A 26,907-nucleotide genomic window follows, 5' to 3' on the forward strand; every position below is an offset into this window, starting at 1 on the left:
TGTCAAACAGGAGGCTACGATCTGGAAGGAACTAGCTTACAAGTAAACCGATTGATTAATATAATTTTGCTCGTGACACTCGCCTACAGTTCGGTAATATTTGAAGGCAATGAACTTCGGAAAAAGCAGGTAGGAAAATATGTATTTCGGCGTCAAGAACCTAAAAAAACATATCGAAGACGGAGTACATTTGGTGTTGGCGCCAGATGGAGAAAAGTGGGTTAATTATCTGGAACAATATTCTGATGAGGTGGAACAGTTCATCAAGTTAACTCGAAATAAACGCCGCTTTTATCCACAAGGTATGCGGGCTGCAACCCTGATTCGGTCTATCTCCTAAGCCTCTTTGTCACCCCCCTAGGGGTTTTCAACCTCGATTCTCCATCCTGTCGCACAGAATTTATTCTGGCTACTGAATTCTGGATTCTTCTGTAAACTGATAGCGATCGTCACCCTAATTGGAGTGGCTGGAAGTTAGGCGTTTGAGTGCGAATTTCCTAATGGTAGTGCTGGCATTAATGACTATGGCACTGCGCTGTGGTTGACGGGAATGTTGATGAGCACGATCGCCTCTGATTAGTTTCCGAAAACAGCCCAAGGGCAGGTGCTTTGTTTTTTCCTGGCGTTGTGTGCGATCGGCGTATGTGGTTATTTGACAGCAGCGCTGACCACATTTTTTGTGAGTCAGGATGCTGAGAGCGATCGAGCAGAAATAGCGGCTACACAATCAATTCAAGCTGTGGAAACAGAAATTACTGCACTGCCAAGGTTCAAGCCTGCTTGACGAAAAGGTTTAGGCCTGTGAATTGCTGACCTTGGATTTGAGCATGAAGTCGATCGCTCTCGATGCGATACTAGAGAAACGATGATGTCTGTCCAATTATAGATAACCTTTTACTCTAAACTCTTCCAACCGAGAGATGATATTTAAAATTTTGAATTTTACTATTAAAATACCCTCTAGCGACTCAAATAAAAAGCCTTTAAAAGGATGGTAAAAACAAGCCAAATAAATTCATGATAGGGAATCAAAAAAACTCGATTCAGGATAAATCCCATATTTAACTGTTCAAATTCTTAACAGTTATTCTAGGGTTCAGTGGCTAATTTTCTATCAGTTTTAGCCACTGTGGATAATTAAATCAATGTCATCTCCACTTCTGACTTGCATTTAATTCGAGTTTTTTATGATCCTTGTCCTCTAAAGCTTGTAGTATCGTTCCCAACAAGGCTCGCAGTATTGAAGGTTAACCTGGTTCTATTTATTACATTGACACGAGAAACTCATGGAAAACACATTGTTCGATCGCACATTCCGGGACAGCGAAGGCAAAATTGTTATAGCTCAGATGCCGAATCTACCGCTGAGTGTCGGGATTCTAGCTACTTTATTAACGCTCATTGTTACAACAGGTCAAATTAATTTAGGGTTGCAGCTAGTAGCCTTTGGCTCTTTGTTTACTTGGGCTTGGGAAGAATTATTTCAAGGCGTTAATTACTTTCGTAGAGCATTAGGTCTGATTGCGCTTGTTGGTCTAATTGCGTGGAAACTTCAATAATTAGGTAAGCATAAATCAAATCAATAAGGTATAGCAAAACCTTTAATCAGGCGGATGAGGAACGGTGGAGAGGTTGACAGGCTGTAAAGGACAATCCAAAAATTAACACCAATCGGATGTGGGAACACCTGAACAATGCTCAACTCATTCGCTACCTGCTACTATTGACGGTTGGCTGGGCGATCGTGCAGGCGTTAGCATATTTTGAAAGGGTTCTGATTGTTTTTATTTTTGCAGCTATTCTCGCCTTTCTGCTGAACTCTCCAGTCAACTTTGTATCTCATTTCATCCCTGGTTGGGTAGGGGTAGTGCTGGTCTTTTTACTGGCTTTGTAGCTTCTAGGTGGGTTAATGGCAAAGTAAGGATTAGCTACCCTTTCCCAAGCACAAGAGTTATTAGAACAGGCTCTTCAATTTTTAGTCTAGGCGATCGCACTGTTGGAAACACTTCAATCCTTTCTGCTAAAGCGCAATATTACGCTCGATTTCAGCACCTTTGAGGCACAACTGCGCCAACAAGTCCTCGGCATCATTGGCATGGGTTTTTCCACACTGCAAAATCTGTTATTCAATTTGCTAGATGTGATTGTGATTGCGGTGGTTAGCTTCTTTAGGCTGCTAGATGGTAGACGACTATGGAATCTGATCGTGAGGTTCTTTCCACCCGGCTTACGCGATAATTTGACCAGGGCAATTCAAAAGAACTTTCTGGGTTTCTTTTGGGATCGGTTGCTGTTATCAATCTTCTTCGGCATCTCTACCTTTGTGGTGTTTATTTTGCTGGATATTCCCTATGCACTGGTCATGGCTGCAGTCGCAGGCGCATTTGACCTGATTCCCGGTATTGGCGCAACGATTGGGAGTAGCCTAATCTGCCTGATTATTCTGCCTCAAGGAATTCTGCTCAGTTTGAAAGTTTTAGTGGGTTCCATTGTTTTACAGCAGGTTGAAGAAAACTTACTCATGCCCCGTATTATATTATGCAAGGCTCCATTAATATAAATCCAGTCATTATGTTCTTTGCGCTATTAGTGGGGGCGCGAGTCGCTGGATTGGTCGGAGTTTTTCTGTCGCTCCCGATCGCGGGCGTGGTGATCGGCATCCTGGATATTGATGAAATACGTGGGGAAAAGACAGAACAACCTTCTGGTTGATGTGGAAGCTAGTTGGCTTGAGGTTTCTATTAAGATATTTTGTTTTAAATCTTTGGGAGAGCAATTATGAAAGGTTTAAAGGGAAAAAATGCACTCATTACTGGAGCGAGTTCAGGCATTGGGCAGGCGATCGCCATTCGTCTTGCTCAAGAAGGTTGCAACATTGCCGTTAACTATCGCAAAAGCTTAGAAGAGGCAGAAGATACTGAAGAAATAGCTCTGCAAAAAGCCTGTGGACAAGCATCGGAATGCGGGGTTGAAACGCTATTAGTTCAGGGAGATGTCTCCAAAGAAGACGACATCCTTCGTATGGTGAATAGTGTCATTGATAAATTTGGTAGTCTGGATATCCTGATTAATAATGCTGGGATTCAAACAGAAAGCGCCTCCCATGAAGTGCCAACCGATGAATTCGATCGCGTAATTGCCGTTAATTTGCGAGGTGCATATCTCGGTGCGCGGGAAACCATTAAGCATCTGTTAGAGCAGCAGCGCTCTGGGGTGATTATCAATATTTCGAGTGTGCATGAAGTCATTCCCCGCCCGATGTATATCAGCTATTCCATCAGCAAAGGCGGCATGGGAAATCTGACTAAAACCCTAGCGTTGGAATACGCAAACCGAGGCATCCGCGTCAATGCTATTGCGCCCGGTGCAACGATTACACCGATTAATGAAAGCTGGACTGACAATCCAGAACAAAAGGCAGTGGTTGAAAGCCATATCCCAATGGGGCGGGCAGGCACATCGGAGGAAATGGCTGCAGCAGCGGCATTTCTGGCATCAGATGAAGCGGCTTACATTACGGGACAAACGCTCTATATTGATGGTGGATTGACCCTCTATGCTGACTTTCGCGAATCTTGGTCTGCCTAAATTAACTGGGAGAAACTATGGAGAGGAAATAGGCGATCGCTGTCATTTTACCTAAACAAGGATTTTTTTTGGCGATCGCTTTCTTTACTCACCGGACACTAGACTAAACCGCACTAAGGTGTCATGCAGATATGATTGAACGTGGCAGCCAGGAAGGCATTGCGGACGAGTTAGACCGCAAATATCTCAAGTAGTGGTATCTTGCTGCGTAACAATCAAATAATTCATTGGGGCGATGAACTTGATAGAGAAAAATCATCGATCGCGCTGACGTGACTGCGCTCCTAAAATCAATAGTTTCTGCTATTAAGGTAAGTCATGAAATTAATTAATTATTTTAACATCTAATTCGGATTTTGGAGCGATTTTCTGGGCGACTTTTTCCTACTTTTGCCCTTTTTTCGGTGGCATAAAATGGTATTTTCCAGCGCCAAGACGCTGTGAGCTATAGATGCCAGCATCACCTGAAAAAAGGTAGCTCATCACACAAGCGATCGCCACAAACACCCCAGATTCTAGTCCAAAAAGTTCAATTCCCATTAAAGTTGCAGCGATCGGGGTATTGGCAGCGCCGCCAAAGACTCCCACAAATCCCATTCCTGCCAATAAAGGTGCTGGTAATCCCAAGATTAATGACAAAGCATTGCCTAATGTGGCGCCAATAAAAAATAGAGGAGTAACTTCACCGCCCTTAAAACCAGCCCCTAATGTCAACGCCGTTAAACCTATTTTTGCCGCAAAATCCCAAGGCGGTAACTGAGTGTAAAACGCATCGACAATGGTAGGAATACCAAGACCGATATACTTAGTTGAGCCGATCGCCCAAACAGTCAATGCGACAATAACACCGCCGATTGCCGGACGTAAAGGAGGGTAGGATATCTGGGCTTTAAAGAAGTAGCTAATTTGATGAGTTAGTTTCGCAAAAATCATCGCTACAATGCCGAAAATTATGCCAGCTATAATTGCATAAACTAGCCCCATTGGAGTTATCATTGGTACAAGCGGAGCGTGGCGGTATGCGGTGTGATGCAACCCCAGATTTAAGGTAATGCGATCGCCCACAACTGCTGCAACTAAACAGGGAAAAAGAGCATTGTGGTTAATCGTACCAATCGCTAAAACCTCTAAACTAAAGATAGTTCCAGCTAAGGGAGTTCCAAAAACCGAAGCAAATCCTCCACTAATCCCCGCCATTAATAAAGTTCGGCGATCCCTGGGTTTAAAGTCGAATATTTTAGTCAACTGATCGGCAAGGGATGCCGCAATTTGTAGGGCTGTCCCTTCCCGACCTGCTGAACCTCCAAATAAATGGGTTAAATCTGTCCCTAACAGCACCATAGGAGCCATTCGTAAGGGAATAATGCTTTGGGGATGATGAATCTCTTCGAGTAAAAGATTATTTCCGGCTTCTACTTTTTTGCCATATTTATGATAAATCCAACCGCTGAAGAATCCACCTAGTGGTAGTAATGCGATCGCCCATAAATGAGATTCTCGCCAATTGGTTGCCCATTCTAAAGATGCGAGGAGAGCGGCGGAACCAAGACCGGAAAGCATACCAACGATACAAGAAATAATGAACCACTTGCTGAGTTGCAGAATGACTGTGAACTGCTCAAGTTGAGGGAGACTTTTCATAAGGAATGATTCTTTTGGATAAATTTAGGCTCGTTGCGATCGAGCCTAAATCTGCGTTAATTATTGCCTGATTATGAACCGCAGAGGGCGCAGAGGACGCAGAGAGGGGAGAAGAGTATCAAGGGGAGATAAAACCCATATTTGGGATTACTTGTAACTAGATTCCACCAAGATGACAGGAATAGGACTGGTTTCTAAGACGGCTTGAGAAACCGAACCGACTAGCACTTCTTCCCAAGGTTGATGCCCTCGTTTTCCGATCGCAATATATGTCACTTGCCGACCTTGCGCCACGCGGATAATCTCCTCTGGAACTGTACCCGAAAGACTCAGGAACTCATAGCGAATATCTGATAATATTCGTTGTGCTTGTTGTTGTAATTGTAAGTTGGTGCTTTTATCTCCCAGATTATCTACATACAAAACGATCACATCTCCATCACTGCGCCGAGCTAAGTCTGCGGTCTTAGTTAAAACATCTGTTGTTAGGGGGGAAGCGTCTACTGCTGCGAGAAAAACTGGACGACCGGAAATAGCTACTTTGGTCGGGTCAACTTCGCCTTTTTCTAATAGTTTGGGAGCAAAGGTAGGAATTGCCCAAGCACCCAAGGGAGCGGTTACTAAAATTGAGAGAGCTGCGATCGCCAAAATCGTCTCGCCACCAGCAATGCCCTGAGCTAGGGGAATCGCCCCTATCGCCGCCTGTACCGTTGCCTTAGCGGAGTTTCCTGCTAGCAAAAACAGCCGTTCTTTCCCAGTCCAATTACTACCTAAAGTGGAAAGATACCAACCGAGCGATCGCCCAATCAAAGTCCCGTTCGCCAACACCAACAGACCAACCAGCAATGTATTTCCTAAGACATTAAGTTGAATACTGGCTCCCAGCAGCACAAACAAAATAATTTCCGCGATCGTCCACAAACTGTCAAAGCCACCCCGCAATCTTCGTGCTAAAGGCGCATCCAACTCAATCAGGAAAAACCCCGCCGCCATGACAGCCAAATAGCCAGAGAAAACCGGAATATGTTCGGCTGATACTACCAGCCCTAGGGCAAAGCCAGCAGCCACTAGGGAGTCCTGAACCGCAGTTTGAGTCCAGTTTTGCTTGACTAATAGTGACACCAAAATTCGAGCAGTAACCCATCCCAACAGCACCCCCAAGGTAATTTGGATGAGGATTTGAAATGGCAGCAATTGCAGAGGGCTGAGGGTGATTCCTAGTAAGGTAATGGCTGTAGCTTTCCCTTGGGACAGAAATGCTAGCAGTAGGCTAAACACCAGCAAAAGCAATACATCTGACAAGGCACTTCCAGTCAGAATCGCATCGGGAATTCCTTTTTTTACTCCCCAACCTAGACTTTTTAACCGCAGCATTCCGGGAACAATTACTGCTGGAGATTCCGCGCCAATGATGCAGCCTAGCAGTAGCCCCGTCAAAAAATCAAACTGAAGTAGCCACATCGCAGCGACAGCAATAGAGATGGCCTCGCAAGCCGCAGGCAGAAAGCCTAATCGCAGCGCCACGGTTCCCTGTTGGGATAGCTTTTCGCGATCGAGTCCTAACCCCGCCTTCATCAAAATCACCATCACGGCAATGGTGCGAAGGGAATTCGCAGCGCCCAAAACCTCTGGGCTAATCACATTCCCCAGTTGCGGGCCTAATAAAATGCCCACCAGCACCATACCTACGAGTGCTGGAGCTTTCAGCCGTCGAGCAATCTGCCCGACAAAAAAGCCCATTAATAAAATCCAGATAATACTTTCTAACATCACGCCACCTTGAAGCTGAATCGATGAAGGTGACTTGTAGGGGAAAGATCGATCGAGGCATCCGCACTATCCTACCCTTCCGCCACAAGTCGGAACAGTAGGAGCCATCAGCCTTTTAAACGTTATGAAGATTATTAATAACGAAGGGCGGTTTCGGCGAGCTCCATCGCCATCATTACTTTTATACCACTATTGAAGCTCATCTTCCATTTCCGTGCCCATTCCCTAAAGCAGATCGCAAATTGAGCTTTTCCGATCCATTGTTCCAAGCTAGGATGCGTCAAATCTGGGCGATTATTTATAGCTATTTCTATCGCCCTGCCATTGGAACTATTGTGATTGAGCGACTGATTGTGCCGAGTCAGGGCGGCCAAACAGATGAGGCTACAGCCAAAAATGCGATCGCGCCTGCACCAACTGCTATAGAGGCGATCGAGTCGCTAGCTGCGGGTAGCCCCTATCTGCTCGGCAGCGAAGCGAGCATTGCTAATTTCTACGTGATTCCCATCTTTATCTACATTTCCCAAACTCCAGATTTTGAAGTGATTACCCCTCAAACGCCGAAACTACGGACATGGTGGGAGAAAATGAGTTAGTTGCCCAGCATCAAAAAAGTGTGTCTAAGTGCAATCTAATTGGCAGCAGGAAACCAGAGGAATAGAACTCGAACAGATGTAATCTTTGGCATCTAAATGTTGACCTAATTTGGGGACTGAATTCTCTCCGAGAAGCGATGGCATCACCATTTGGATCGTCTTTATCTAGGATTTTGGCATCAAATTTATTGGTGAGTCAGAATGCCGAGAATGAGGAAGCAGAACTAGCGGGTGCAAAATCAATTCAAGCCCTGTCGGTACAAATTACCGCAATGGGAACTGATATTCAAGCCTGTTTCAGGAGGAGATTTAGACCTGTTACTTGCTAACCTGTTAAAGGCTGAGGCTGCCTCTATACTTGCAAGATTGCTTGCGCGGCCTTATAAATAAGGGAGAAAATCTTGTCTCAACAACCAGTCCTCAAGAAAATCAGAAACGATGTCCAACGAAGCGTCTGACCGTCTTAAACAAAATTCTGAAAAAATTATGGGGATGTGGGAGAAGCGGGCGCGTGAGGAAGTTGGTGCATCAACGCATCAAAATTCTCTTGTCTTGCAAAATTCCCTACCTCTGTACTTAAACCAACTGGTAGATGAACTCTCAAACAGAATTGACAGGACACCTGCCCGAATCACAGCCGACGAGGTAGAAAGCACCCGGATTGGCAAGCTGCATGGGCATGAACGGGCGGGGTATGCTGACTACTCTATCACTCAACTCATTTTCGAGTATCACCTCCTCCGTCAAGTAATATTTCAAGTTTTAGAAGAAGAAGCACCTTTAGGAGTGCGGGATCGAGACATTATTATCGGCTCCATTGAGCAAGCCGTTAATGACGCGGCCACTCAATTCTCCGAAACGCTGCGAGATATTCAAGAACTATTTATGGTGACGCTAACTCACGACCTCAGAAATCCCATCAATGTCGTAAAAATGGGAACTCAACTGACTCTGCGGCGGCTGGAACGAGGAGATACCCACATGGATGTGGCCGCGAGGATGCTCGGTGCGATCAATCGGCTGGATTCGATGATTCAAAATCTGCTTGATGCAAGTCGGCTGCGGGCAGGGCAGAGCTTAAAGATTGAACTTGAAGAATGCGATTTTGAGATGCTAGTCCAAGAGGTGGTAGAAGATTTGAGCTTCGCCTATGGAGAGCGGTTTGTTGTGGTTTCTGACCCTGATATCTGGGCTTTTTGCAGCCGTAAAGAAATACGGCGGGTGATTGAAAATTTAGCAATTAACGCTGTGAAATATGGTGCGCCTAGTACGCCGATTACACTCACACTCCAGCAAACTGAAACCCAGATCAGCCTTACTATCCATAATGAAGGCGATCCCATCGCCCTAGACGCTCAATCCATCCTATTTCAACAATTTCGTCGAACCATTTCTGCCGAGGAGCAAACCGGCTGGGGATTAGGATTATTTTTAGCAAAAAATATTACTGAGGCGCATAAAGGGACACTGGAAGTTGAAAGTGCAGAGGGCAAGGGGACAAGCTTCATCATTAAGTTGCCTAAATTTCCCTGTTAGTTTGCCCAGTTGCTGAGAGACTTATGTTTAGCAAGAGAAATCTTTTGGTCGATAAGGGCTTTTGTTAAGTTGACTTGAACAATATTTCAATGGATTCCAGCTCTGCCTTACCCTATATACTTATGCGTACTAGCAAAAATATTTAGAAGTCAAAGCACTGTAAAATACAGGTTTTAGTCTTAACTACCATTGTGTTACTGCTGCTAAACCTCAGCCAAGTTCTGCTAAAAAATTCACAAAATATAGATAACGTTGGCCGGTTTTCAATCACTCACTTAAAAAAGGAATTTATGCCTGGACACGACATTATCGTTCTTGGAACTTCGGCAGGCGGACTCAAATAATGGAGAAAAAGGTCACGTTTTTGCGTCAATTGTCTGAGCAAATGGGAAATTACAATTTACAAAGTCCGGCAGCAAAATACGAAGATCGCGCCGCGCCAAAAGCCTTGATGCCGAAGTATCGCTGATTCGAGGCATCATTCTCAACGGCTTTGCCACGAAACGAGCCATTGCCGACACAGAGGAAGAGCAGCCCGAGTAACTCAACGTCGAGCTAGTTTTCTTTCCACCGAGCAATACGCTTAACGAGTGTTTTACAGCCCCGTAAAATTTTAGTCGTCAAGGCGCATCACTTATTACTTTAGACAACTGAGAAATGTGACAGTAATCTTATAGACGTATAGTATTTTTAGCCTCATTTAAATTAAATTTCATTGGGTTATGCTAATATATCGAGCCTGATTCTTGACGCGAGCTATCCAAGTTTGAATTGCCGGGAATCTGGTTAAATCAAATCCACCTTCGTCAGCAACGTGAGTGTAAGCAAATAAACCGATGTCAGCAATAGTATACCGATCGCCCGCAAAAAACTCATTTTCTGCTAAATGCTGTTCCATCACCCCCAAAGCAGCATAACCCGGTGCTTGTTTTTGTTGAAGTGCTTCCTGATATTCTTCTGCTTTCCCTGTCATATACCAAAAACGAGAAGTAGCAATAAAAGGTTCGTGGCTGTACTGTTCAAAAAATAACCACTGCATGACTTGAGCGCGTTCAAATTTATCGGTGGGGAAAAACTCAGTTTCTTCGCTCAAGTAAAACATAATCGCATTCGATTCAAACAGAAATTTACCCGGTGCGATTTCTAACACCGGAATGCGGCCATTGGGATTTTTGACCAAAAATTCAGGTGTGCGGCTTTTTCCTTGGAGAATATCAATTTCTGTGCGATCGAAGGGAATATTAAGTTGAGTTAAGAGCAAGCGAACTTTATAGCAATTGCCCGAGGGGGAATACTCGTAAAGTTTAAACATGAGTCTTGAGAAGATTTTAGGAGCTTAAATTATCTCATAAATTAGATAATTTAGGCACGATGAGTTAACAGTTGTTTGCTAAAATTATTTTGGCGATCGGTGTCGATCGCCAAAACCAGCCACTTCTGCCAAAGTATAAAGCGGCCGGCCCTTCACCTCTTCGTAAATCCGCCCTATATACTGGCCCAAAATCCCAATACTCACCAACTGCACCGCACCCAAAAAGAAAACCGCCATAATCACAATTGTCAAACCAGTTAATGCCGAACCCGCAGAGAAAAGACGCCAATACAAAACCAAAAAAGCCATCAAAACAGACACGAAAGCCGAAAACAAACCCAAATAAATCGACAGTTGCAGAGGAACCTTTGAAAAAGACACTAAACCGTTCATCGCCAAAGCAAAAGATTTACTGAAGGTATACTTAACATCGCCAGCAAAACGCGGATCGCGTTCAAACTTAACCGCCGTTTGTTTAAAACCAATCCAAGCGCGCAGTCCCCGAATGTAGCGGTTGCGTTCAGGCATCGCATTGAGTACGTCCACCACGCACCTATCCATCAAACAAAAATCTCCCGTATCTATGGGAATATCAACATCAGCAAGATTCCGCAAAATGCGATAATACATATAAGCGGGCAACCGCTTAAACAAACCCTCTTGACGGCGTTGAGTGCGCTGAGCGTAAACAACTTGATAGCCCTGCCGCCACTGTTCTACCATATCTATAATTAGCTCGGGCGGGTCTTGCAAATCGCCGTCCATGATGACTACAACTTTACCAGTAGAAAAGTTTAAACCAGCAGTTACAGCTATTTGATGACCGAAATTGCGAGCAAAACTAAGGTAGCAAATTCGCGAATCTTTTTCGTGCAATTCTCGCAAAAGTTCGAGAGAGCGATCGCGGCTACCATCATTAATTAAAATTAATTCTACTGGGCCGTCTAGCCGATCCATCACGGCACTAATTCGCCGATACAATTCAGCGAGATTTTCTTCTTCGTTATAGATAGGAATTACCAAAGAATACTTAGGTGTATCGTTCATTGCTGTTTATGTTTAAAAATCGGCTTTTCAAGCCTTAAATCAAAAGTTTCTTTTTCCCCAAACACGCTGGCTGCTTCACGACAGAGATTCGGCACGTAATTTCGCTCTTTGAGCCAGACAACAGCAGCCGACAAAATAGCAGCGTACCAAAACTTATCTATTTTCTTAAATACGAAAAATAAAAGACACCATAAGACTGACGCACGCCCAACAAAAATATCTGTTATCATAGATGTTTAGTCAGACTATAAAAATTACAATCATAACCCATCCATTAAAAATTGCATGACAAATTCCAATTATCTGTGGCAAGCAAATCAAGACTTAAGCGAAGCTTGTCTGCAACATCCCTTTGTCAGAGGCCTTGCTGACGGCAGCCTCCCCCAAAATAGTTTTGCATATTACGTTGCACAAGACGCATTTTTTCTGGGAGCCTTCGCTCGCGCTTACAGTATCGCTGCAGCAAAAGCACCCGACTGGGAGGGGTTTGAAATCCTCCACAATCTCGGTAGCGGTGTTTTAGAAGAACTTCGGTTGCATCAAGGATATGCAGGCAAATGGGGGGTAAACTTGCAAGAGGCTAAACCGGGAATCGCTACCCGCCGCTACACAGATTTTTTATTAGCGACAGCCTGGGGAAGCGGTGTCGGTTTGACAGTAGCCGCGATGACTCCTTGCTTGCGGTTGTATGCTTTTTTGGGACAGCAGCTAGCTAAACCTCATATACCGGAACACGCCTTTAGCGACTGGATTTCCACCTATAAAAGCCCTGATTTTGAGATTTTAGCAAAACGGCTGGAAAGTTTGGTCGATCGCTACGCAGAAGCTGGGCCCGAAGTAGAAGCAACCTATCGCTACGCTATGCTGTGTGAAAGAGACTTTTTTCAGGCAGCTTGGGAAATAGAGTAAATTAAGTTTGGGCAAAAGAGATGGATAATTATCTTAAGCTTCCTACGCCCACGCAGCAAGTTTAACACTCATGTACAGCAGGAATATAGCAAATAATGTCATAACAGCATATCCCCAACGCGGCTGACTACTCAACACTAAACCGAGTCCCATCTAGAGCGACACAATGCCGTAAGCGTATCGGTAAAGCGATTGCAGAGCACCGGAGTTGATTAGTAGTGCTAAAGGGCAAAAACCGAAACACACGACTGTAATGCTCAGCCTTTTTCGCAACTACGACAACAAATAGCCACCCCCCAAATCCATCGCAACTTTACTAACAGCTTGAAACCACCAATAATGCCCCCAAGAACGCCCAACTATTCATTAGTGCCCCTGCTAATTCCACTTGCATTCCAAGAGTCGTCAACCCGCGTATCAGCAAAGGAAATAGGGGATAAAAAGCTACAGAATGCTGCTGCTCGTCCTCTGCATAGCTGTAGCCTAAATTAGCGATTTTGACGTACCCTTTACCGTCCCAGTGCGAAAACTGTTCCCAGCCACTTTTGGGAAGGAAGCCGCTTACAAAATCCAGAGGTGGCCGGGGATCATACAGGGGCGGGTTTTTGCAGGCTAAAGGAGTAATTAGCTGCATCCCGATCGCAATTATCGATCGGCTCAGAAACCACATAGCAATTACAAAAATTAACCCGTCCCTGCTTTTGGAGCGATCGAGGCGCGGAATTACTTCTAGCCCTAAATCCGTATTTGTCATGGCTAAAACAGCGCAAGACTGTAGATTTAAAATTAAAGTATAGTCCGCTGCTGATCGCTAGCCAAATATATACGTAAGTACAGCCGTACTGCTAATTTTAACGCCCGAGTTTATTGGGAATCCCTTCGCAGCCACCGGGAATAGTCTCTCTCGACTTCGAGCCACACCAAGCGCAGCAGTAATAGCGCTGCTCGTCCGACAGCCGCTTGACACCGGTGAAATCAGCATGTTCAACCACAGCGCCGGTATGTTCACCCGTTTGATAGTTGGGAAATTCGGTACGGCTGCGGGGAGATGCAGTTTCTGCCGAGCCGTAGAATAATGCGGCGCCTCTCATGTCGGCGCGAGCAAGATTGGCGTCGTACAAGACAGCGCGGGAGAGGTTGGCTTTCACTAAATCGCACTTGCTGAGATTGGCGCGGACGAGGTTGGCTTCGCTCAAATCCGTCCACCGCAAATCAGTGCCAGCCAGGTCAGCACCCGCTAACATGACATTGAGATCGATAACACGGATACCGTGATCTCTATCTTCAGCGTAGCCGCCGTCACCGTCAAGGATGGGGCGGCCTAAAAGCCGATCGCGCTTCAGAGGAGTAACCAATCTAGACTGCGACAAAAACCGCAGAATTTTAGCTTTACCTTCAGCATCTACACTGCTCATAATCGCAGCCGTGCGACCTTCTGCGATCGCCCTTTCCTGCGGCCAGTCTTCCAAAAACCCTTGTTCGTCAAGGGCTAAGTCCGAAACCCCTTGAAAATAAGCATCGATCGTTTGCTGCTGCGTAATTCTGTTTTGCTGAATCGTCAAATCTTTCGAGATCACGTACTGTCGCCAAGCCACGTAAACGCCCAAAATTGCGATCAAAATTTGACCCAAAGCGCCGATCAACTCGCCGAGAGCGCCGATGGCGTCCCAGTTGATTTGGATGTTGCGGCTTCCCGGTTCCGTATTACTACCGCTGAGCATCAGCAAGCCAACAATCCCAGCTAAAAGCCCGAAGCAGGCGACGATCAGAGTGCGCCAAGTCGGCGGAATTACCTGCGCCCAGATTTTGCCCCAACTCGGCCACATCAGCCGTAGCGATATGCCGATCGCACCGATGGCGCCAATTAAGCCCAGCCAAATGTTGTCATTGGCCAGCCCAAAAATCATCGCTGCGATCAACCCCAGCGTCACCACCGACCCAGACTTCTCAGTAGTCGTTTGTTCCGGCTGCTGCGGCAATAAAACCTTGCGAGTTGGAGGCGGCGGTATCGGTTTTTTCGGTTCAGCAGTAGCGACGATTGTCCCTGATTCTGGTGGCGCAGTAGGGCTCGCACCGTTGAGACTTTCTACAGTCACGTTAGATTCAGGGCGATTGGGTTGAGAAGAGTTGTTTTCTGGTGTCATGCGTTGAGGCAAGTTCTAATTTTGGCCGATTACTAAAACGATTTTAACTAACTTTCGCAGGATTCTAGATAGCATTACAATAGAAATATCCACTAATTATACTCAAAGAGGTAACATATTATGACCCTGGTACTCCCCAATCTGCCAGAAAAACAAATGGGTCAAGTAATCACTACAATCACCGTCACGAATTTCATCGATCTAGTTATGGCTGAACGGGGATTCATTGCTGCTGAGGAAGTTCGCTCTGTTACCCTCGATAACGTTGTTGTCGATACCGGAGCAACTCTGCTTTCCTTGCCAGATCCTATTATTAGCCAACTAGGTTTAAGACAAGTAGGAGAAAGAGATGTAGAAACATCAGCGGGAATCAAAAAATGTCTAATTTTTGCAGGCGCTCAAATTATTGTAGAGGGGAGAGAAGGCAGATTTGATTGTTTAGAGTTACCCGAAGGCGTTTCTGCTGTTTTGCTGGGCGTGATTCCCATGGAAGAACTAGGCTTAGAACCAGATTTGAAAAATCGACGGTTGCGAGTATTGCCGATGAACAATCAGCAAACATATCTGATGGGTTAGTCGCTCGGCGTTTACCATCATAGCACAAACTTGTCGCCTGTGATTCCTATCATGCCCCGTCAATTATCCGCCATCAAAAATGTTTATAGTGGGAACTAAACTTCTCAAAAAAAATTGAGTAATTTATTCCTCATCACAAACGAGTCCTCTCGATTAGTGAGATGTTATATATTATTAACATCGGTTCAAGAAAAGCGGTGAAAAAATATTTTTTCTGGGTATATGTAAGTTTTTTGCCCTACATCTAGCGAGCAGAATAAGCCTTGAGCAAATACACGCCAACCGTCCCAAATATCAAAACAATTATCCCCAAAACTAACTCCACACTAAACCTTTGAGCATTGCCCAAAGCGACAAGAATTTGCTGCCGCACCACAAACGCCAACAGCCAGCAAATCTCCGCCTTCAGCCAAGCCAAAAGGCCTCTGCCCAACAGATATTGCCGGTGAGCGTTCTCAGAAGTAATCCGTACCGGATAATTAAAAGTATGCGGATAGCGCGAAACCGCAGTTAAAACCGCAAAAATAATGGCAGCAACCGCCGGCACGATCCAAATCGTCACCTTGTCGCCCCAAGCATCAGCCACCCCCCCTAAGCCGAAATGAATCGGAATTCGATCGGGCAAAACGGCCCAAAACTTGACGATGAGCAAAACAGCCAGCAAAATCGCGATCGCACCGAAAAGCTCTACTGCCACTAAAACAGGCGAAAGCCCCAGAGAAATAATCGGTCGTTGGTTTGGTGCGTTTCCAGTCATGGCTACTTAAAATTAGATTAATATTGAAAATAATAGTATTGGTTCCAATTTCATCCCCCAACAGCTTTCGTTGGGGGTTTCCAAACATCCCGCGAGGTTCTATGACGGCTCAGGTCTTGATTGAAAAGAAAAAGTTAGAAAAACCGCCCCTAACAATACACACATTAGGCGATCGCGTCCTGCGGCAGCCAGCAAAGCGCGTCAAAAGCGTTGATGCAGAAATTCGGCAGCTAGTCCGAGAAATGCTGCAAACCATGTACAGCGCCGACGGTATTGGTTTGGCCGCCCCCCAAGTCGGAGTCCACAAACAAGTAATCGTCCTCGACTGCGACCCGGAAAACCCCGCCACACCCCCAATCGTTTTGATCAATCCCACCATCAAAAGTAGCAGCGGCGATATCTGCATCTTGCAAGAAGGGTGTTTGAGCATTCCGGGAGTTTATTTAGAAGTCAAACGCCCAGAAGTCATTGAAGTATCCTACCGCGACGAATACGGTCGCCCACAAACCCTGATAGCAACAGAGTTACTGTCGAGGGCAATTCAGCACGAAATGGATCACCTCAACGGAGTGCTGTTTGTAGACAGAGTAGAAAACAAGCTGGCACTAAATGAAGCATTAGTCAAGCATAAATTTTCGCCCAAGGCAGTAAAATCAGTATGATGGCAGGAACTCCGAAAAGTGGTTTACTCTTAGCTCTTTCGTGCATCACTGCGATCGCGGCAGTCGGCTCCATCTTTGAGCTGTCATCGGGAGAAGCTCAACTTGGCAATTTAGTCACGGGCATCATCCTCGCCCTGAGCGTACCGCTAACGGGCATATTTTTCTATGCAGCCGTTCAGGATGCCAGGGCAAATCTATAAGCAGAGTTTTTAGTCATGAGTTTTTAGTCATTAGACATCTCCAGAAAAGTAGGTTTTGGGCAGGCAGGATGCCTAACCCTTAATCCCCACAAGAATTTTTGGAGATGTCTATTAGTCATTAGTTAGCACCTAACAACTAATAACTGTGGCAGAAAAATAGCGGATAAATAACATCAGCTAACAGCTCGCGAACTCATCACTAATCACTGTGGAGTAAAGACTGCCCAAAAATAACATCAGCTAACACCTCGCGCACTCATAACTCATGACTAATGACTGATGACTGATGACTCATAACTCATGACTAATGAAATCGGATTTCTGCGACAAGTGCCAGCCAAAGACGCTGCGGGAACGCCAGCATCCAAGTACCAACTTTGTGAAGATGGGGAATTGGTCATCGGACGCGATCGCAATTGTCAAATAGCTTTAGAGTCGATCAATCACGGCATGGTTTCCCGTCGCCACGCCACGATCCGTCCCCTAACTCAGGGTACTGTGACGAGATGGGAAATTTGCGACCTCAACAGCGCTAACGGAACTTATATCAACGGGAAAAAGCTCTCTGGCTGCCAAACTTTAGAAACAGGCGATCGCATCATTCTCGGCCTTGACGGCCCTGAATTTATATTTGAGTCTCCCGTAACCCCTTACCAAAATAAACCCGGATTAAGAGCACCACAAAGGGGCAATTTTGCTGGTAGCGAAAAAGACGCTCTCACTTTAACTCAATTATTCCCGATCGCCTCCACTGGCAAACAATTAAGCCAAAAAGCTTACTTATATCCAGGTATTGCCACAGTTATTGTTGTTGTGTCGATGTTTGTCGCAGTTGGAAATTCCGCAGCATTCAATTTGCTGCTGTCAGCTTACCTCGCCGGTGCGGCTTACTACTTTATCTATCAACTGTGCGGCAAACACAAGCCTTGGTGGGTATTGCTTGGTTCGGCGTTAGCTACAGTCCTGATTGTGATCAGCCCCTTATTAATTGGATTTATATTCGTATTTAGAGAAATTTTGCCCGGCCGCCTGCCAACCGCAGGCGAAACAATCAGTTTTTTGCCTTTTTTGAACAGAATGTTTTTCGGGGCGGGTCTGATGGAAGAATTGCTGAAAGCCCTGCCCGTTTTGGGAGCGATGCTGCTGGGAAATTGGCTGCGAAATCCGTGGCGCGATCGAATAGGCGTTTGGGAACCTTTAGACGGAATTCTGTTAGGAAGTGCTTCGGCAGTCGGCTTTACACTGTTAGAAACTCTGGGACAGTACGTTCCCAATGTCATCCAAAATGTCACCCTGCAAGCAGGGGCGGAGGCCGGACAATTAGTAGGATTGCAGTTGCTAATTCCCCGCATTTTGGGTTCCGCCGCCGGACACATGGCTTACAGCGGCTATTTGGGATATTTTATCGGTTTGAGCGCCCTCAAACCCAGGAAGCGCTGGCCTATTTTGGCCGTAGGTTATTTCAGCGCTGCCGCACTTCACGCTTTGTGGAATGCGTCGGGAGCCGTCAGCGTACTTTTGCTGGCCTTGGTGGGAGTTTTGTCCTATGCCTTTTTGGTAGCCGCGATTTTGAAAGCCAGAGCTCTGTCTCCCAATCGAGAGCAAAATTTTGCAACTCGAATATTCTTGGAAAAGTGACTTCTGAGTGCTTAATTGTTGAGGTGCGACCGCACCTCAAGCTGCCATTTTTTTCTTGTGTTTTAACCAGGTTAAACCTGCCAATGCTAAAGCTGTACCCCCAACGGTGAGAGGTTCGGGAACTGGTTCGGGTTCGGTATTCACTAGGGTGTAAGAAACAGGGGTATCGTAATAGATCCTTCTCCCGTCGAAGTATGGCTCACTATAACTGGACGTAATATATACCTCCGTATAACCCCAGAACAGAGGATACACCCCGTTAATACCCATAGACCAACTTGCCCTGCCCTCCCGCCTGAAGAAATAAGGCCCTCCTGGTTCGTCTGGAGGACTGATATATTCACTGATCCCTGTGTCGTAGCCATAACCATTCAGTCCGAGAAAATCCCCTTGATAAAATGAAGCTGTAAACCCTGCCAAATTGTAGTATTCTTTGCTTCCTTCAAAAGAAGAGCCAAGAATTAAATTGTATGCTCTTCCCTCGGAAACGGCAATTGATTCATCTCCTATTCCTGTAAGCGAGGAGTTATCCACCTTAAAAAAACCGCTAGCTGGAACATCTTCCACATCGAAAGTGTAGTTGAGTATGGCGGCTTGTGCTTTGTCTACTCCTACCAATGACACCGCTGAAAACACACTTAAAATTGTGCTAGCGATCGTACTTCCTAATCTGGATCTTTGTTTTTGACTCATTGTTTTTTATTAAACTTTACGTAAGTCTAGTTTATTTGAGTGAGCGATCGCCCGTAATTATCCGCATTCTTAAAGTAAATTTTTTTGAAGTCAAAGATTGCCGAATGTAAATAACCGAACTAATACGGATGCGTCCTCTGTTGTATTTGTATAATTTATGACTTTCACTATTACTTTTGAACACAAACTAGAAAAATGTTTTATCGTAATCGCCAAATATTCCGACGGGTTTGTGTTGTGGCGATGCAGCAGACGATCGTCCCGCTCTGTATACACATTTAATAAATATTGTCAATACGCAATTTCCAGACATTTTACCGCTGTATTCTGTCCTTGTGTATGAGGAGCTACTGCTTAATTACCTGATGCGACAATCGCAACTTAACTTAGAAATTCTTCACAAATAGTTTGACTGTGGTACTATCTGGATGGCTGTGAGTAGCTGAGGGAAGCCAAGGGGCTTGATTCCTGTGGTGGTGGAGGAGAATCCAGGAGTGCTAGATAGGATGTCATTGGGATACGCAAACGTTTTCGCCCAGCGAAGTCAACCCGAACCCCTCCGCATTGGGGTGATTGGGGTTGGCAATATGGGCCAGCATCACACGCGAGTTCTGAGCTTGCTAAAAGATATCGAACTCGTGGGTGTTGCAGACATAAATGTAGAGCGGGGAATAGATGTAGCAAGCAAATACCGGGTTCGCTTCTTTGAAGACTACCGAGATTTGCTCGCCCACGTAGATGCAGTTTGCGTCGCCGTTCCAACTCGCCTGCACCACCCTGTGGGGATGTCTTGTCTCCAAGCGGGTGTTCACGTTTTAATTGAAAAGCCGATCGCGGCTAGCATTGCCGAAGCCGAATCTTTGGTCAACGCGGCTGCTGAGGCCCACCGGATTTTACAAGTGGGTCACATCGAGCGCTTCAATCCAGCTTTTCAGGAACTCGGCAAAGTGCTGAAAACTGAAGAGTTACTGGCATTGGAAGCTCACCGGATGAGTCCCTATTCCCAGCGGGCTAACGACGTATCGGTAGTTTTGGATTTAATGATCCACGACATCGACTTGCTTTTGGAATTGGCAGATTCCCAAGTGGTGAAGCTGACCGCCAGCGGCAGCAGGGCCTCAGATTCAGGTTATTTAGACTACGTGACAGCGACGTTGAACTTTGCTAACGGCATTGTCGCCACCCTGACTGCCAGTAAGGTGACGCACCGCAAACTCCGTTCAATCGTGGCTCACTGCAAGAATTCTCTGACAGAGGCAGATTTTCTCAACAACGAAATCTTGATTCACCGACAAACAACCGCCAATTACGTGACGGATTACGGTCAGGTGCTTTACCGTCAAGATGGGTTGATCGAGAAAGTTTACACCAGCAATATTGAACCGCTCCACGCAGAATTGGAGCATTTTATTAATTGCGTGCGAGGTGGAAATCAACCTTCTGTGGGAGGAGAACAAGCTCTCAAAGCTCTGCGGCTTGCGAGTGTGATCGAGCAAATGGCTCTCGACGGTCAAGCTTGGTATCCGAAAGAGCTAGAGTCTACTTTGCAAGTTAGCTAAATCGAGACAAATCGTGTCGTTTCCGGGTGCTTTTACAGTTTGGGTTTGTTGTTCGTTGAAGAGGGTAACTGTTCCCATGCAACCGGATTCGATGTCAGTCGATTTGAGATTGGACTATTCGGCGTGAGAAGTTCGGCGAGTGCGAGCGTCGAGTTGCGATCGGTCGAGCGATTTTAGATCTTAGATTGACTCTGCAGATGAATCTGGGGGCTTGAACTAAGGTTTCAACTTTTTTGCTCTCGACAACAGAAGTCGTGGGCAAGTATCCGTCTTTAGGTGAAGTCACGATTTATGCCAAAAAAGACCAACTATTTGACGACTGATGGTTTTGCTAACTAGCTGATTTCCTTGAGGACTCAGGTGAATGCTGTCTCGATACAAAGTTGGAAATTCGGCCGCACAATTGAAAATGGGAAGAAAATCTATGTAAGTAATTTTCTCTGTTTCTACGAGTTCGGCGAGACGCGCTCTAGCATTGACTTCCCAGTCGCGAGGGCCCGGGCCGCCGAGTTCGCCCCGCTTGGGCGTGACGGCTAGCAAAAACTCGACGTTGGCGGATACAGCTATTTTCTGGATTTGGTGAATAGCCTCTAAGTTGCAGGCTACTAAATCGCTGCTTGTGGCTCCGGGTGCTGCCAATTGGCGAGTCGGCACTGCAGGTAGCAGGTAGCGGCTCAATAACTCTAGCGTAGCCGATCGGGGTTTGCGATCCGGGTAAGATCGATCGCGTCCCACAACCAGATCGCATGGAGCCGATGCAAACAAATCGTCAGTATTGAGCAGCAAAACCAAAGCCTTTGCCCCAAAAACACCGAACCGCTTGGCGTAAGCAAGTTGATTCCTCGGCCCCCAAGAATTGGCTGAGGCGTTGAGAACTTCAAAATTTGAATAGTTGACTTGGGAAGCTAATTGTGTATTTTTCGCCAGATTCTGTACTAGCAGTCTCAAATTCCGAGCCATAATTTCCGAGATCGTATCTGTCTGATGTGTCCACCAACCGCCGTTGGCGACAGAATCTCCCAACAGCAAGACGCGCAGAGTTTCTGGAGGGGCGATCGGGGCGATCGCTCCGCTACGCATCGAATACTCGTTAATCTCAATCCGGTTGCCCAAGCGACGCACCTTCTGGTTAGGCGCCAACAAATAGCCGCACTCGGCATCGGCAATATAAATCAAGGGATTACCAAAACCCAGCAGCACCCGCACCAGCACTTCGATTGCTGCCGATAATCCTGCGGTGACAGCCAAAATTATCAGAAAAACTTTCACCACTTAACCTCGTCGATAGAGAAGGAAAAACCCCTGCCGACACCAAGGTATAAAAAAGAATGCAACTGCAGTCAAGCTCTCAACCCCGATTGTAGTCACTCGATTTTAGATTAAAGATTAAAGCATTGACTCCACAGATGAACCTGGGAAATCTCCCTAAAATCTAAACTTTTTTGGCCTTTGAGGACTCGTGCCTTGAAGCAAGTATCCCTCTTGGAGTGAGGTAAGTAGGTCGTCCTTGTAAAATCTAAAATCTAAAATCTAAAATCTAAAATCTAAAATGTTATGCCGTCGGGCTTTGAGCAACTTGGCAACCCGATTAAGTCAACCGGATCGCCCTCGTGGATATAGAATTCTAGAATATACCGTCAAAATCCGCCGTCAGCCGTCAGTGAACTTGGTGGTTTCAGGAAAATCCGTGGACTTAAAACAAATATTCAAAACGCCGAATCCCATAATCGGTGTCGTACATTTACAGCCTTTGCCAACTTCTCCCCGCTGGGGCGGAAACCTCAAAGCTATTATCGGAAGAGCCGAGCAAGAGGCTACAGCGCTGGCTTCTGGTGGCGCAAACGGTATCATAGTCGAGAACTTTTTCGACGCTCCTTTTGCTAAAGACAGCGTAGATCCGGCGGTGGTAAGTGCCATGACTCTGGTAGTTGAGAGGCTAACAAATCTCGTGACGCTGCCGATCGGCGTTAACGTGCTGCGAAACGACGCCCACAGCGCGATCGCCATCGCCTCCTGCACAGGAGCTCAATTCATCCGCGTCAACGTCCTCAACGGCATCATGGCTACAGACCAAGGCTTAATTGAAGGCCAAGCTCACCAGCTACTGCGCTACCGCCGGGAATTGGGCAGCGATGTCAAAATATTAGCAGACGTGTTAGTCAAGCACGGGCGACCCCTAGGCAGCCCCAACTTGACCACAGCCGTCCAAGAGACGATCGGGCGAGCTTTAGCCGACGCCGTAATCCTTTCCGGCTGGACAACTGGTAGCCCTCCCAATCTCGAAGACTTAGAACTCGCGAGTGCAGCAGCGGCGGGAATTCCAGTTTTCATCGGCAGTGGCGCCTCGTGGGAAAACATTTCCACCCTCATGCAGGCCGCTGACGGCGTAATCGTATCGAGTTCCCTGAAACGAAACGGTCGCATCGAGCAGCCTATTGATCCGATCCGCGTCAGTCAGTTTGTAGAAGCCGCCCGCCGCAGCTTGTCACAGAAAGAGCGCGAACAGGAAAATAGAGATGCTAATGGCTCAAGAGGGCCAACACCGGAACCGGGCAAAGTCACAAGTAAAACGTAAAATGGGAATTGTTGACTGTTGGTAGTAGTCAGTTGGCAGTAGTCATCAGTTATCAGTTATCAGTCATCAGTCATTAGTTAACAATTAACAGTCATTAGTCAACAGTCAACAGTCAACAGTCAACAATTCCTAATTCCCAAATTACCAAATCAAAAAATGATTCGCCGACGTTCAACCCCTTGGATTCATCGCTGGTCTCGGACTGTGATGGCAGCGATCGCAGCCATAGGCGTCGTAGAAACGGCCTATCTCACGATCGCTAAATTCACGACTGGCTCGGTCATTTGTCCCACCAGCGGCTGCGACAAAGTTCTCAACAGTCCCTACGCTACAGTCTTTGGCACAGTGCCTTTAAGTTTGTTAGGCTGTCTGGCTTACCTAAGCATAGCAATCCTGGCATTAGCTCCCAAAGCTGTAAATCCCGACACCCAGAAAGGACTGCACTCTCAACTAGAAAAAAACACTTGGCAAGCGCTATTTATCATCACCGCTGCGCTGGTAATTTTCAGCAGCTATTTGATGTATGTGATGGCTTTTGAAATTCAGGAACTGTGCATTTACTGCATCACTTCTGCCTTATTTTCGCTGTCGCTGTTTGTGCTGGTGCTAGTCGGGCGCGAGTGGGAAGATATCGGACAGTTGGTGTTTACAGGCATTTTGGTGGCAATGGTGAGTTCGATCGGCGCCTTGGGACTTTATAACAGCGTCAACTCACCTGGTCCTACTGTCTCTACCCCCGGAATTGTACCCCCTGCCGTCACTACAACCTCCGGTCCGGCACAAATTGCTTTGGCCCGCCACCTCCGACAAATTGGCGCGAAACAATACAGCGCTTACTGGTGTCCCCACTGCCACGACCAAAAAATGCTTTTTGGTAAAGAAGGTGCTGCCATAATCGATTACGTTGAATGCGATCCCAGGGGGCAAAATTCCCGCGCTGAAATTTGCCAAGCTGCTGCTGCGAATGTTAAAGGTTTCCCGACTTGGGAAATTAAAGGTCAGTTTTATTCGGGAATCCAATCTTTGGAGAAACTCTCTGACTTATCAGGTTACACCGGCCCGCGCAACTTTCAAAACTGACAGAAAAGTTTGAGATTATAGATGACAGATTTTAGATTGATTCGCTGGAAATATCCGGGTTTTTAACTTAGTTTATCCTTGGCTCGTACTGCGAAATCAATCTAAAATGTGGCATCTATAATAAATAAAAAAATAGTAAAAATTAGTGAGAACGAAAAAAGTTTAAAAGAAGTTGTGGGTTTCTAGTATTTAGATCGGTGAATAATTACTAAAACTTTTACATAAAAGCAAGAAACCGGGTTTCTGCTTCCAGAATGATTGTTGAAATGACATATTTTGGTTGCGAAACCCGGTTTCTCCTCTTGCAGCCCGATCGCACCGAAAAACAAAAAAATTGGATAATCTAAAATCTAAAATCTAAAATCTAAAATCTAAAATCGACTCGCCCGCACCGAAAAACAAAAAAATTGGATAATCTAAAATCTAAAATCGACTGAGCCGATCGCCCTGGAGATGTAAAACCTATACGTAGTAGTAGTTTAGATGCTCAAAGGGCGAGGCCCAAATCCCCAAAATATGCTAAAAACTATCAAAAAATGGGTCGATCGAGAACGCCGAGTATTGATTACTGCGAGTGCCGTTGCTAGTACGGTCATTGTAATGCGCTGGTTCGGATTTTTTCAGGTGTGGGAATGGGCTGCTTTCGACCACTTTGTGCGGTGGCGGCCGGCCGAACCAATTGACTCGCGCATCGTCATTGTAGAAATTAACGAAGCTGACTTGCAAAAATACGGCTACCCAATTTCCGATGCTGTATTGGCTAAATTGCTGCAAAAATTGCACGCTGGCAAGCCGCGGGCGATCGGCCTCGACGTTTACCGAGATTTGCCAACTCAACCGGGTAACGCCGAATTGGTCAAATCTTTTAAAAATATTCCCAACTTAATCGGCATTGAGTTGATGCCAGACGAAACCAGGTTCGCAGTTCGGCCACCTCCGGTACTTGACCAGCTCGATCGAATTGGTTTCAACAATGTTGTCATCGACGCTGACTCAAAAGTGCGGCGAACTTTGCTCTACGCTTGGCCCGGAGACGGCAAAACTCATAAAAGTTTTGCACTCAGACTGGCTTTGCTTTACCTCAAAAGCGAAGGAATTTCCCCTCAATCCGCAAAAGCCAATCCTAAATACTTGCAGTTAGGCAAGGGGGTTTTTCGGCCTTTTCAACCGAATGATGGTGCTTACGTTCGAGCGGACAGCCGGGGCTATCAAATTTTGACCAACCTGCGCGGCCCGCGAGGCAGTTTTCGCACTGCATCGATGAGCGATGTGCTTTCTGGCAAAGTACCCGCTGATTTTGTACGATCGCGCGCTGTCTTGATCGGCTCAACTGCCCCCAGCCTCAGAGACTTTTACCAAAATGCTTACAGCTCGGGTTGGTTTGGTCCTCCCCAGCAAATACCGGGAGTCGAGCTTCAAGCTCATTTCTTGAGCCAAATTTTGAGTGCGGCCCTCGACGGGCGCGGGGGTATCAATGTCTGGCCAGAGGCTGCAGAGTTGCTGTGGATTTTACTCTGGTCTTGGGCGGGAGCAAATGTGAGTTGGAATTTGCGATCGCTTGGTCGATCGGCTTACTGTTTATTAAGTATCTGTCTAGGTCTGAGTGCCACTTTATACTTAGCATTCTTAGCAGGTTGGTGGCTACCGTTAATTCCTCCAATCCTCAGTCTTGTGGGTTCTGGTGTCGCAGTTGTGGGTTATCTGGCTCACTTGCAAGAAGAATTAAAACGGTCTAAAGAATTTTTACAATCGCTAATCGATACAATTCCCGACCCAATTTTTGTCAAAGATCGAAATCACCGCTGCGTTGTTTTGAATCAGGCATATTGTCGGTTTATTGGCTATCCTTTGGAAATTTTAACCTGCCGCACAGATTACGATTTATTTCCCCAAGCCGAAGCCGAGATATTTTGGCAGCAAGACGAATTAGTATTGCAAACTCATCAGCCGCGAGAAAATGAAGAATATTTTACTGACGCTCACGGAATTACGCATCTAATTGCGACTAAAAGATCCCTGCATAAAGATGCTGCCGGCAACCTATTTTTAGTCGGAGCAATCAGAGATATTACCGAGCGCCAACTCCGGGCAAAAGCCCTAGAACAAAAAAATGCTGAGCTCAGCCACCAAGCTTATCACGATGCCCTTACCGGTTTGCCCAACCGCCAAAGGTTCTACGAATGCTTGCATCGGTCTCTAGAAATAGCCTCCAGCACTCAGAAATTGGTAGCTTTACTCTTTTTAGATTTAGATGGATTTAAGTCAATTAACGACACTCTCGGACACAATGTGGGTGATTTACTCTTAAAAACAGTTGCCAGTCGGCTCAAAAAATGCTTGCGCGGCAGCGATACAATCTCGCGGTTGGGCGGCGACGAGTTCACAGTCATTTTGCCTGCAATTCCAGGTCGCGAGGAAGCTGCGAAAGTAGCGGAAAAAATTTGCGACGCCATCATGCAGCCTTTTATTTTAGAAGAACATACAGTTTCTGTAACTACAAGTATTGGCATTAGTTTATATCCCATTGACGGTCAAGAGCCAGAGATGTTAGTTAAGAATGCCGATGTTGCGATGTATCGTGCTAAGGAACGCGGGAAAAATCAATATCACTTTTATTAATTAAG

The 26,907-nt window shown here is 46.0% G+C and carries 28 protein-coding genes and 1 riboswitch; of the genes, 18 read left to right on the forward strand and 10 right to left on the reverse strand.

What is annotated here, in order from left to right; genetic code table 11:
* Positions 1 to 604: 604 nt before the first annotated feature.
* The 6 genes from QUA62_RS13935 (at position 605) to QUA62_RS13960 (ending at position 3,588) form a co-directional block, all read left to right on the forward strand.
* Positions 605 to 784 carry a hypothetical protein gene (locus QUA62_RS13935; protein ID WP_333286786.1) on the forward strand — a complete coding sequence of 60 codons (180 nt, stop codon included), beginning with the start codon at positions 605 to 607 and terminating at the stop codon, positions 782 to 784.
* A gap of 502 nt (positions 785 to 1,286) precedes the next feature.
* Positions 1,287 to 1,559, forward strand: coding sequence for a hypothetical protein (locus QUA62_RS13940; protein WP_333404750.1), 273 nt, complete (start codon positions 1,287 to 1,289; stop codon positions 1,557 to 1,559).
* A gap of 116 nt (positions 1,560 to 1,675) precedes the next feature.
* On the forward strand, positions 1,676 to 1,894 hold the full coding sequence (locus QUA62_RS13945; RefSeq protein ID WP_333404751.1) for a hypothetical protein: 219 nt from the start codon (positions 1,676 to 1,678) through the stop codon (positions 1,892 to 1,894).
* A 102-nt stretch (positions 1,895 to 1,996) separates the two neighbouring features.
* A complete protein-coding gene (locus QUA62_RS13950; protein WP_333404753.1) occupies positions 1,997 to 2,560 on the forward strand; it encodes an AI-2E family transporter in 564 nt (187 codons plus the stop codon).
* Positions 2,561 to 2,571: 11 nt separating this feature from the next.
* Positions 2,572 to 2,712 carry a hypothetical protein gene (locus tag QUA62_RS13955; RefSeq protein ID WP_333215558.1) on the forward strand — a complete coding sequence of 47 codons (141 nt, stop codon included), beginning with the start codon at positions 2,572 to 2,574 and terminating at the stop codon, positions 2,710 to 2,712.
* Between the two features lie 66 nt (positions 2,713 to 2,778).
* Positions 2,779 to 3,588: a glucose 1-dehydrogenase gene (locus QUA62_RS13960; protein ID WP_333404755.1), complete on the forward strand. Its 810-nt coding sequence runs from the start codon at positions 2,779 to 2,781 to the stop codon at positions 3,586 to 3,588.
* A gap of 384 nt (positions 3,589 to 3,972) precedes the next feature.
* Here the strand turns inward: QUA62_RS13960 and QUA62_RS13965 are convergent, their stop codons facing one another.
* Together QUA62_RS13965 and QUA62_RS13970 are read right to left on the reverse strand one after the other, a co-directional pair.
* Positions 3,973 to 5,229, reverse strand: coding sequence for a voltage-gated chloride channel family protein (locus QUA62_RS13965; protein ID WP_333404757.1), 1,257 nt, complete (start codon positions 5,227 to 5,229; stop codon positions 3,973 to 3,975).
* A gap of 147 nt (positions 5,230 to 5,376) precedes the next feature.
* Positions 5,377 to 6,999, reverse strand: coding sequence for a cation:proton antiporter (locus tag QUA62_RS13970; protein WP_333404759.1), 1,623 nt, complete (start codon positions 6,997 to 6,999; stop codon positions 5,377 to 5,379).
* 91 nt (positions 7,000 to 7,090) lie between these two features.
* A riboswitch (Fluoride riboswitch) is annotated at positions 7,091 to 7,179 on the reverse strand.
* A gap of 62 nt (positions 7,180 to 7,241) precedes the next feature.
* On the opposite strand from QUA62_RS13970, the gene QUA62_RS13975 reads away from it, so the two are divergent.
* From QUA62_RS13975 to QUA62_RS13985, 3 genes are all read left to right on the forward strand, one after another.
* The gene (locus QUA62_RS13975) at positions 7,242 to 7,595 is read left to right on the forward strand and encodes a glutathione binding-like protein (protein WP_333404760.1); all 354 of its coding nucleotides are present in this window, start codon (positions 7,242 to 7,244) and stop codon (positions 7,593 to 7,595) included.
* Positions 7,596 to 7,732: 137 nt separating this feature from the next.
* Positions 7,733 to 7,924: a hypothetical protein gene (locus QUA62_RS13980; RefSeq protein ID WP_333404762.1), complete on the forward strand. Its 192-nt coding sequence runs from the start codon at positions 7,733 to 7,735 to the stop codon at positions 7,922 to 7,924.
* Positions 7,925 to 8,033: 109 nt separating this feature from the next.
* Entirely contained in the window at positions 8,034 to 9,131 is a 1,098-nt protein-coding gene (locus QUA62_RS13985) for a HAMP domain-containing sensor histidine kinase (protein ID WP_333404764.1), read from the forward strand.
* Positions 9,132 to 9,843: 712 nt separating this feature from the next.
* Here the strand turns inward: QUA62_RS13985 and QUA62_RS13990 are convergent.
* The 3 genes from QUA62_RS13990 to QUA62_RS14000 all read right to left on the reverse strand — a co-directional run bounded on the left by QUA62_RS13990 (position 9,844) and on the right by QUA62_RS14000 (position 11,720).
* Positions 9,844 to 10,443: a glutathione S-transferase family protein gene (locus tag QUA62_RS13990; RefSeq protein WP_333404766.1), complete on the reverse strand. Its 600-nt coding sequence runs from the start codon at positions 10,441 to 10,443 to the stop codon at positions 9,844 to 9,846.
* An 84-nt stretch (positions 10,444 to 10,527) separates the two neighbouring features.
* Positions 10,528 to 11,490 carry a glycosyltransferase family 2 protein gene (locus tag QUA62_RS13995; RefSeq protein ID WP_333404768.1) on the reverse strand — a complete coding sequence of 321 codons (963 nt, stop codon included), beginning with the start codon at positions 11,488 to 11,490 and terminating at the stop codon, positions 10,528 to 10,530.
* On the reverse strand, positions 11,487 to 11,720 hold the full coding sequence (locus tag QUA62_RS14000) for a hypothetical protein (RefSeq protein ID WP_333404769.1): 234 nt from the start codon (positions 11,718 to 11,720) through the stop codon (positions 11,487 to 11,489). Before QUA62_RS14000 ends, QUA62_RS13995 begins: the two co-directional genes overlap by 4 nt.
* A gap of 55 nt (positions 11,721 to 11,775) precedes the next feature.
* Between QUA62_RS14000 and QUA62_RS14005 the strand changes: the two genes are divergently transcribed.
* Positions 11,776 to 12,399, forward strand: coding sequence for a TenA family protein (locus tag QUA62_RS14005; protein ID WP_333404771.1), 624 nt, complete (start codon positions 11,776 to 11,778; stop codon positions 12,397 to 12,399).
* A 316-nt stretch (positions 12,400 to 12,715) separates the two neighbouring features.
* Here the strand turns inward: QUA62_RS14005 and QUA62_RS14010 are convergent, their stop codons facing one another.
* Both QUA62_RS14010 and QUA62_RS14015 read right to left on the reverse strand, forming a co-directional pair.
* Positions 12,716 to 13,153, reverse strand: coding sequence for a hypothetical protein (locus QUA62_RS14010; protein WP_333404773.1), 438 nt, complete (start codon positions 13,151 to 13,153; stop codon positions 12,716 to 12,718).
* Between the two features lie 97 nt (positions 13,154 to 13,250).
* Entirely contained in the window at positions 13,251 to 14,543 is a 1,293-nt protein-coding gene (locus QUA62_RS14015) for a pentapeptide repeat-containing protein (RefSeq protein ID WP_190659067.1), read from the reverse strand.
* 120 nt (positions 14,544 to 14,663) lie between these two features.
* Here QUA62_RS14015 and QUA62_RS14020 point away from each other — a divergent pair, with 120 nt between their 5' ends.
* Positions 14,664 to 15,119, forward strand: a complete 456-nt coding sequence (locus QUA62_RS14020; RefSeq protein WP_333404775.1) for an aspartyl protease — start codon at positions 14,664 to 14,666, stop codon at positions 15,117 to 15,119.
* A gap of 244 nt (positions 15,120 to 15,363) precedes the next feature.
* On the opposite strand, the gene QUA62_RS14025 is transcribed toward QUA62_RS14020, so the two are convergent.
* Entirely contained in the window at positions 15,364 to 15,876 is a 513-nt protein-coding gene (locus tag QUA62_RS14025; protein ID WP_333404777.1) for a DUF1648 domain-containing protein, read from the reverse strand.
* A gap of 101 nt (positions 15,877 to 15,977) precedes the next feature.
* Between QUA62_RS14025 and def the strand changes: the two genes are divergently transcribed.
* The 3 genes from def (at position 15,978) to QUA62_RS14040 (ending at position 18,376) form a co-directional block, all read left to right on the forward strand.
* A complete protein-coding gene (gene def, locus QUA62_RS14030; protein WP_190659061.1) occupies positions 15,978 to 16,538 on the forward strand; it encodes a peptide deformylase in 561 nt (186 codons plus the stop codon).
* A complete protein-coding gene (locus QUA62_RS14035) occupies positions 16,538 to 16,738 on the forward strand; it encodes a hypothetical protein (RefSeq protein ID WP_199292547.1) in 201 nt (66 codons plus the stop codon). The genes def and QUA62_RS14035 overlap by 1 nt, the downstream gene beginning before the upstream one ends.
* A 300-nt stretch (positions 16,739 to 17,038) precedes the next feature.
* Positions 17,039 to 18,376, forward strand: coding sequence for a PrsW family glutamic-type intramembrane protease (locus QUA62_RS14040; protein WP_333404779.1), 1,338 nt, complete (start codon positions 17,039 to 17,041; stop codon positions 18,374 to 18,376).
* A 36-nt stretch (positions 18,377 to 18,412) separates the two neighbouring features.
* Here the strand turns inward: QUA62_RS14040 and QUA62_RS14045 are convergent, their stop codons facing one another.
* Positions 18,413 to 19,069 (reverse strand): PEP-CTERM sorting domain-containing protein, encoded by a 657-nt coding sequence (locus tag QUA62_RS14045; RefSeq protein ID WP_333404781.1) that lies wholly within the window; start codon positions 19,067 to 19,069, stop codon positions 18,413 to 18,415.
* 506 nt (positions 19,070 to 19,575) lie between these two features.
* Here QUA62_RS14045 and QUA62_RS14050 point away from each other — a divergent pair.
* Positions 19,576 to 20,628, forward strand: coding sequence for a Gfo/Idh/MocA family oxidoreductase (locus QUA62_RS14050; protein WP_333041122.1), 1,053 nt, complete (start codon positions 19,576 to 19,578; stop codon positions 20,626 to 20,628).
* 282 nt (positions 20,629 to 20,910) lie between these two features.
* Here QUA62_RS14050 and QUA62_RS14055 read toward each other — a convergent pair whose 3' ends face one another.
* Positions 20,911 to 21,897: an SGNH/GDSL hydrolase family protein gene (locus QUA62_RS14055; protein WP_333404829.1), complete on the reverse strand. Its 987-nt coding sequence runs from the start codon at positions 21,895 to 21,897 to the stop codon at positions 20,911 to 20,913.
* A 418-nt stretch (positions 21,898 to 22,315) separates the two neighbouring features.
* Between QUA62_RS14055 and btpA the strand changes: the two genes are divergently transcribed.
* From btpA to QUA62_RS14070, 3 genes are all read left to right on the forward strand, one after another.
* Positions 22,316 to 23,203 carry a photosystem I biogenesis protein BtpA gene (btpA, locus tag QUA62_RS14060; RefSeq protein WP_138921119.1) on the forward strand — a complete coding sequence of 296 codons (888 nt, stop codon included), beginning with the start codon at positions 22,316 to 22,318 and terminating at the stop codon, positions 23,201 to 23,203.
* A 156-nt stretch (positions 23,204 to 23,359) separates the two neighbouring features.
* Positions 23,360 to 24,283, forward strand: coding sequence for a vitamin K epoxide reductase family protein (locus QUA62_RS14065; RefSeq protein WP_333286745.1), 924 nt, complete (start codon positions 23,360 to 23,362; stop codon positions 24,281 to 24,283).
* A gap of 483 nt (positions 24,284 to 24,766) precedes the next feature.
* Complete coding sequence (locus QUA62_RS14070) at positions 24,767 to 26,902, forward strand: CHASE2 domain-containing protein (RefSeq protein ID WP_445301665.1); 2,136 nt, start codon at positions 24,767 to 24,769, stop codon at positions 26,900 to 26,902.
* Positions 26,903 to 26,907 lie beyond the last annotated feature (5 nt).

The sequence above is a fragment of the Microcoleus sp. MON1_C1 genome (assembly GCF_036701945.1).
In the GTDB taxonomy this organism is placed as follows: domain Bacteria; phylum Cyanobacteriota; class Cyanobacteriia; order Cyanobacteriales; family Microcoleaceae; genus Microcoleus.

Bases quoted from the DNA above. Each gene is read 5' to 3' on its own strand.
- QUA62_RS13940 (WP_333404750.1), top strand. From the start codon at position 1,287: ATGGAAAACACATTGTTCGATCGCACATTCCGGGACAGCGAAGGCAAA.
- QUA62_RS13945 (WP_333404751.1), top strand. From the start codon at position 1,676: ATGTGGGAACACCTGAACAATGCTCAACTCATTCGCTACCTGCTACTA.
- QUA62_RS13955 (WP_333215558.1), top strand. From the start codon at position 2,572: ATGTTCTTTGCGCTATTAGTGGGGGCGCGAGTCGCTGGATTGGTCGGA.
- QUA62_RS13960 (WP_333404755.1), top strand. From the start codon at position 2,779: ATGAAAGGTTTAAAGGGAAAAAATGCACTCATTACTGGAGCGAGTTCA.
- QUA62_RS13965 (WP_333404757.1), bottom strand. From the start codon at position 5,229: ATGAAAAGTCTCCCTCAACTTGAGCAGTTCACAGTCATTCTGCAACTC.
- QUA62_RS13970 (WP_333404759.1), bottom strand. From the start codon at position 6,999: ATGTTAGAAAGTATTATCTGGATTTTATTAATGGGCTTTTTTGTCGGG.
- QUA62_RS13980 (WP_333404762.1), top strand. From the start codon at position 7,733: ATGGCATCACCATTTGGATCGTCTTTATCTAGGATTTTGGCATCAAAT.
- QUA62_RS13985 (WP_333404764.1), top strand. From the start codon at position 8,034: ATGTCCAACGAAGCGTCTGACCGTCTTAAACAAAATTCTGAAAAAATT.
- QUA62_RS13990 (WP_333404766.1), bottom strand. From the start codon at position 10,443: ATGTTTAAACTTTACGAGTATTCCCCCTCGGGCAATTGCTATAAAGTT.
- QUA62_RS13995 (WP_333404768.1), bottom strand. From the start codon at position 11,490: ATGAACGATACACCTAAGTATTCTTTGGTAATTCCTATCTATAACGAA.
- QUA62_RS14000 (WP_333404769.1), bottom strand. From the start codon at position 11,720: ATGATAACAGATATTTTTGTTGGGCGTGCGTCAGTCTTATGGTGTCTT.
- QUA62_RS14005 (WP_333404771.1), top strand. From the start codon at position 11,776: ATGACAAATTCCAATTATCTGTGGCAAGCAAATCAAGACTTAAGCGAA.
- QUA62_RS14010 (WP_333404773.1), bottom strand. From the start codon at position 13,153: ATGACAAATACGGATTTAGGGCTAGAAGTAATTCCGCGCCTCGATCGC.
- QUA62_RS14015 (WP_190659067.1), bottom strand. From the start codon at position 14,543: ATGACACCAGAAAACAACTCTTCTCAACCCAATCGCCCTGAATCTAAC.
- QUA62_RS14020 (WP_333404775.1), top strand. From the start codon at position 14,664: ATGACCCTGGTACTCCCCAATCTGCCAGAAAAACAAATGGGTCAAGTA.
- QUA62_RS14025 (WP_333404777.1), bottom strand. From the start codon at position 15,876: ATGACTGGAAACGCACCAAACCAACGACCGATTATTTCTCTGGGGCTT.
- def (WP_190659061.1), top strand. From the start codon at position 15,978: ATGACGGCTCAGGTCTTGATTGAAAAGAAAAAGTTAGAAAAACCGCCC.
- QUA62_RS14035 (WP_199292547.1), top strand. From the start codon at position 16,538: ATGGCAGGAACTCCGAAAAGTGGTTTACTCTTAGCTCTTTCGTGCATC.
- QUA62_RS14040 (WP_333404779.1), top strand. From the start codon at position 17,039: ATGACTAATGAAATCGGATTTCTGCGACAAGTGCCAGCCAAAGACGCT.
- QUA62_RS14045 (WP_333404781.1), bottom strand. From the start codon at position 19,069: ATGAGTCAAAAACAAAGATCCAGATTAGGAAGTACGATCGCTAGCACA.
- QUA62_RS14050 (WP_333041122.1), top strand. From the start codon at position 19,576: ATGTCATTGGGATACGCAAACGTTTTCGCCCAGCGAAGTCAACCCGAA.
- QUA62_RS14065 (WP_333286745.1), top strand. From the start codon at position 23,360: ATGATTCGCCGACGTTCAACCCCTTGGATTCATCGCTGGTCTCGGACT.
- QUA62_RS14070 (WP_445301665.1), top strand. From the start codon at position 24,767: ATGCTCAAAGGGCGAGGCCCAAATCCCCAAAATATGCTAAAAACTATC.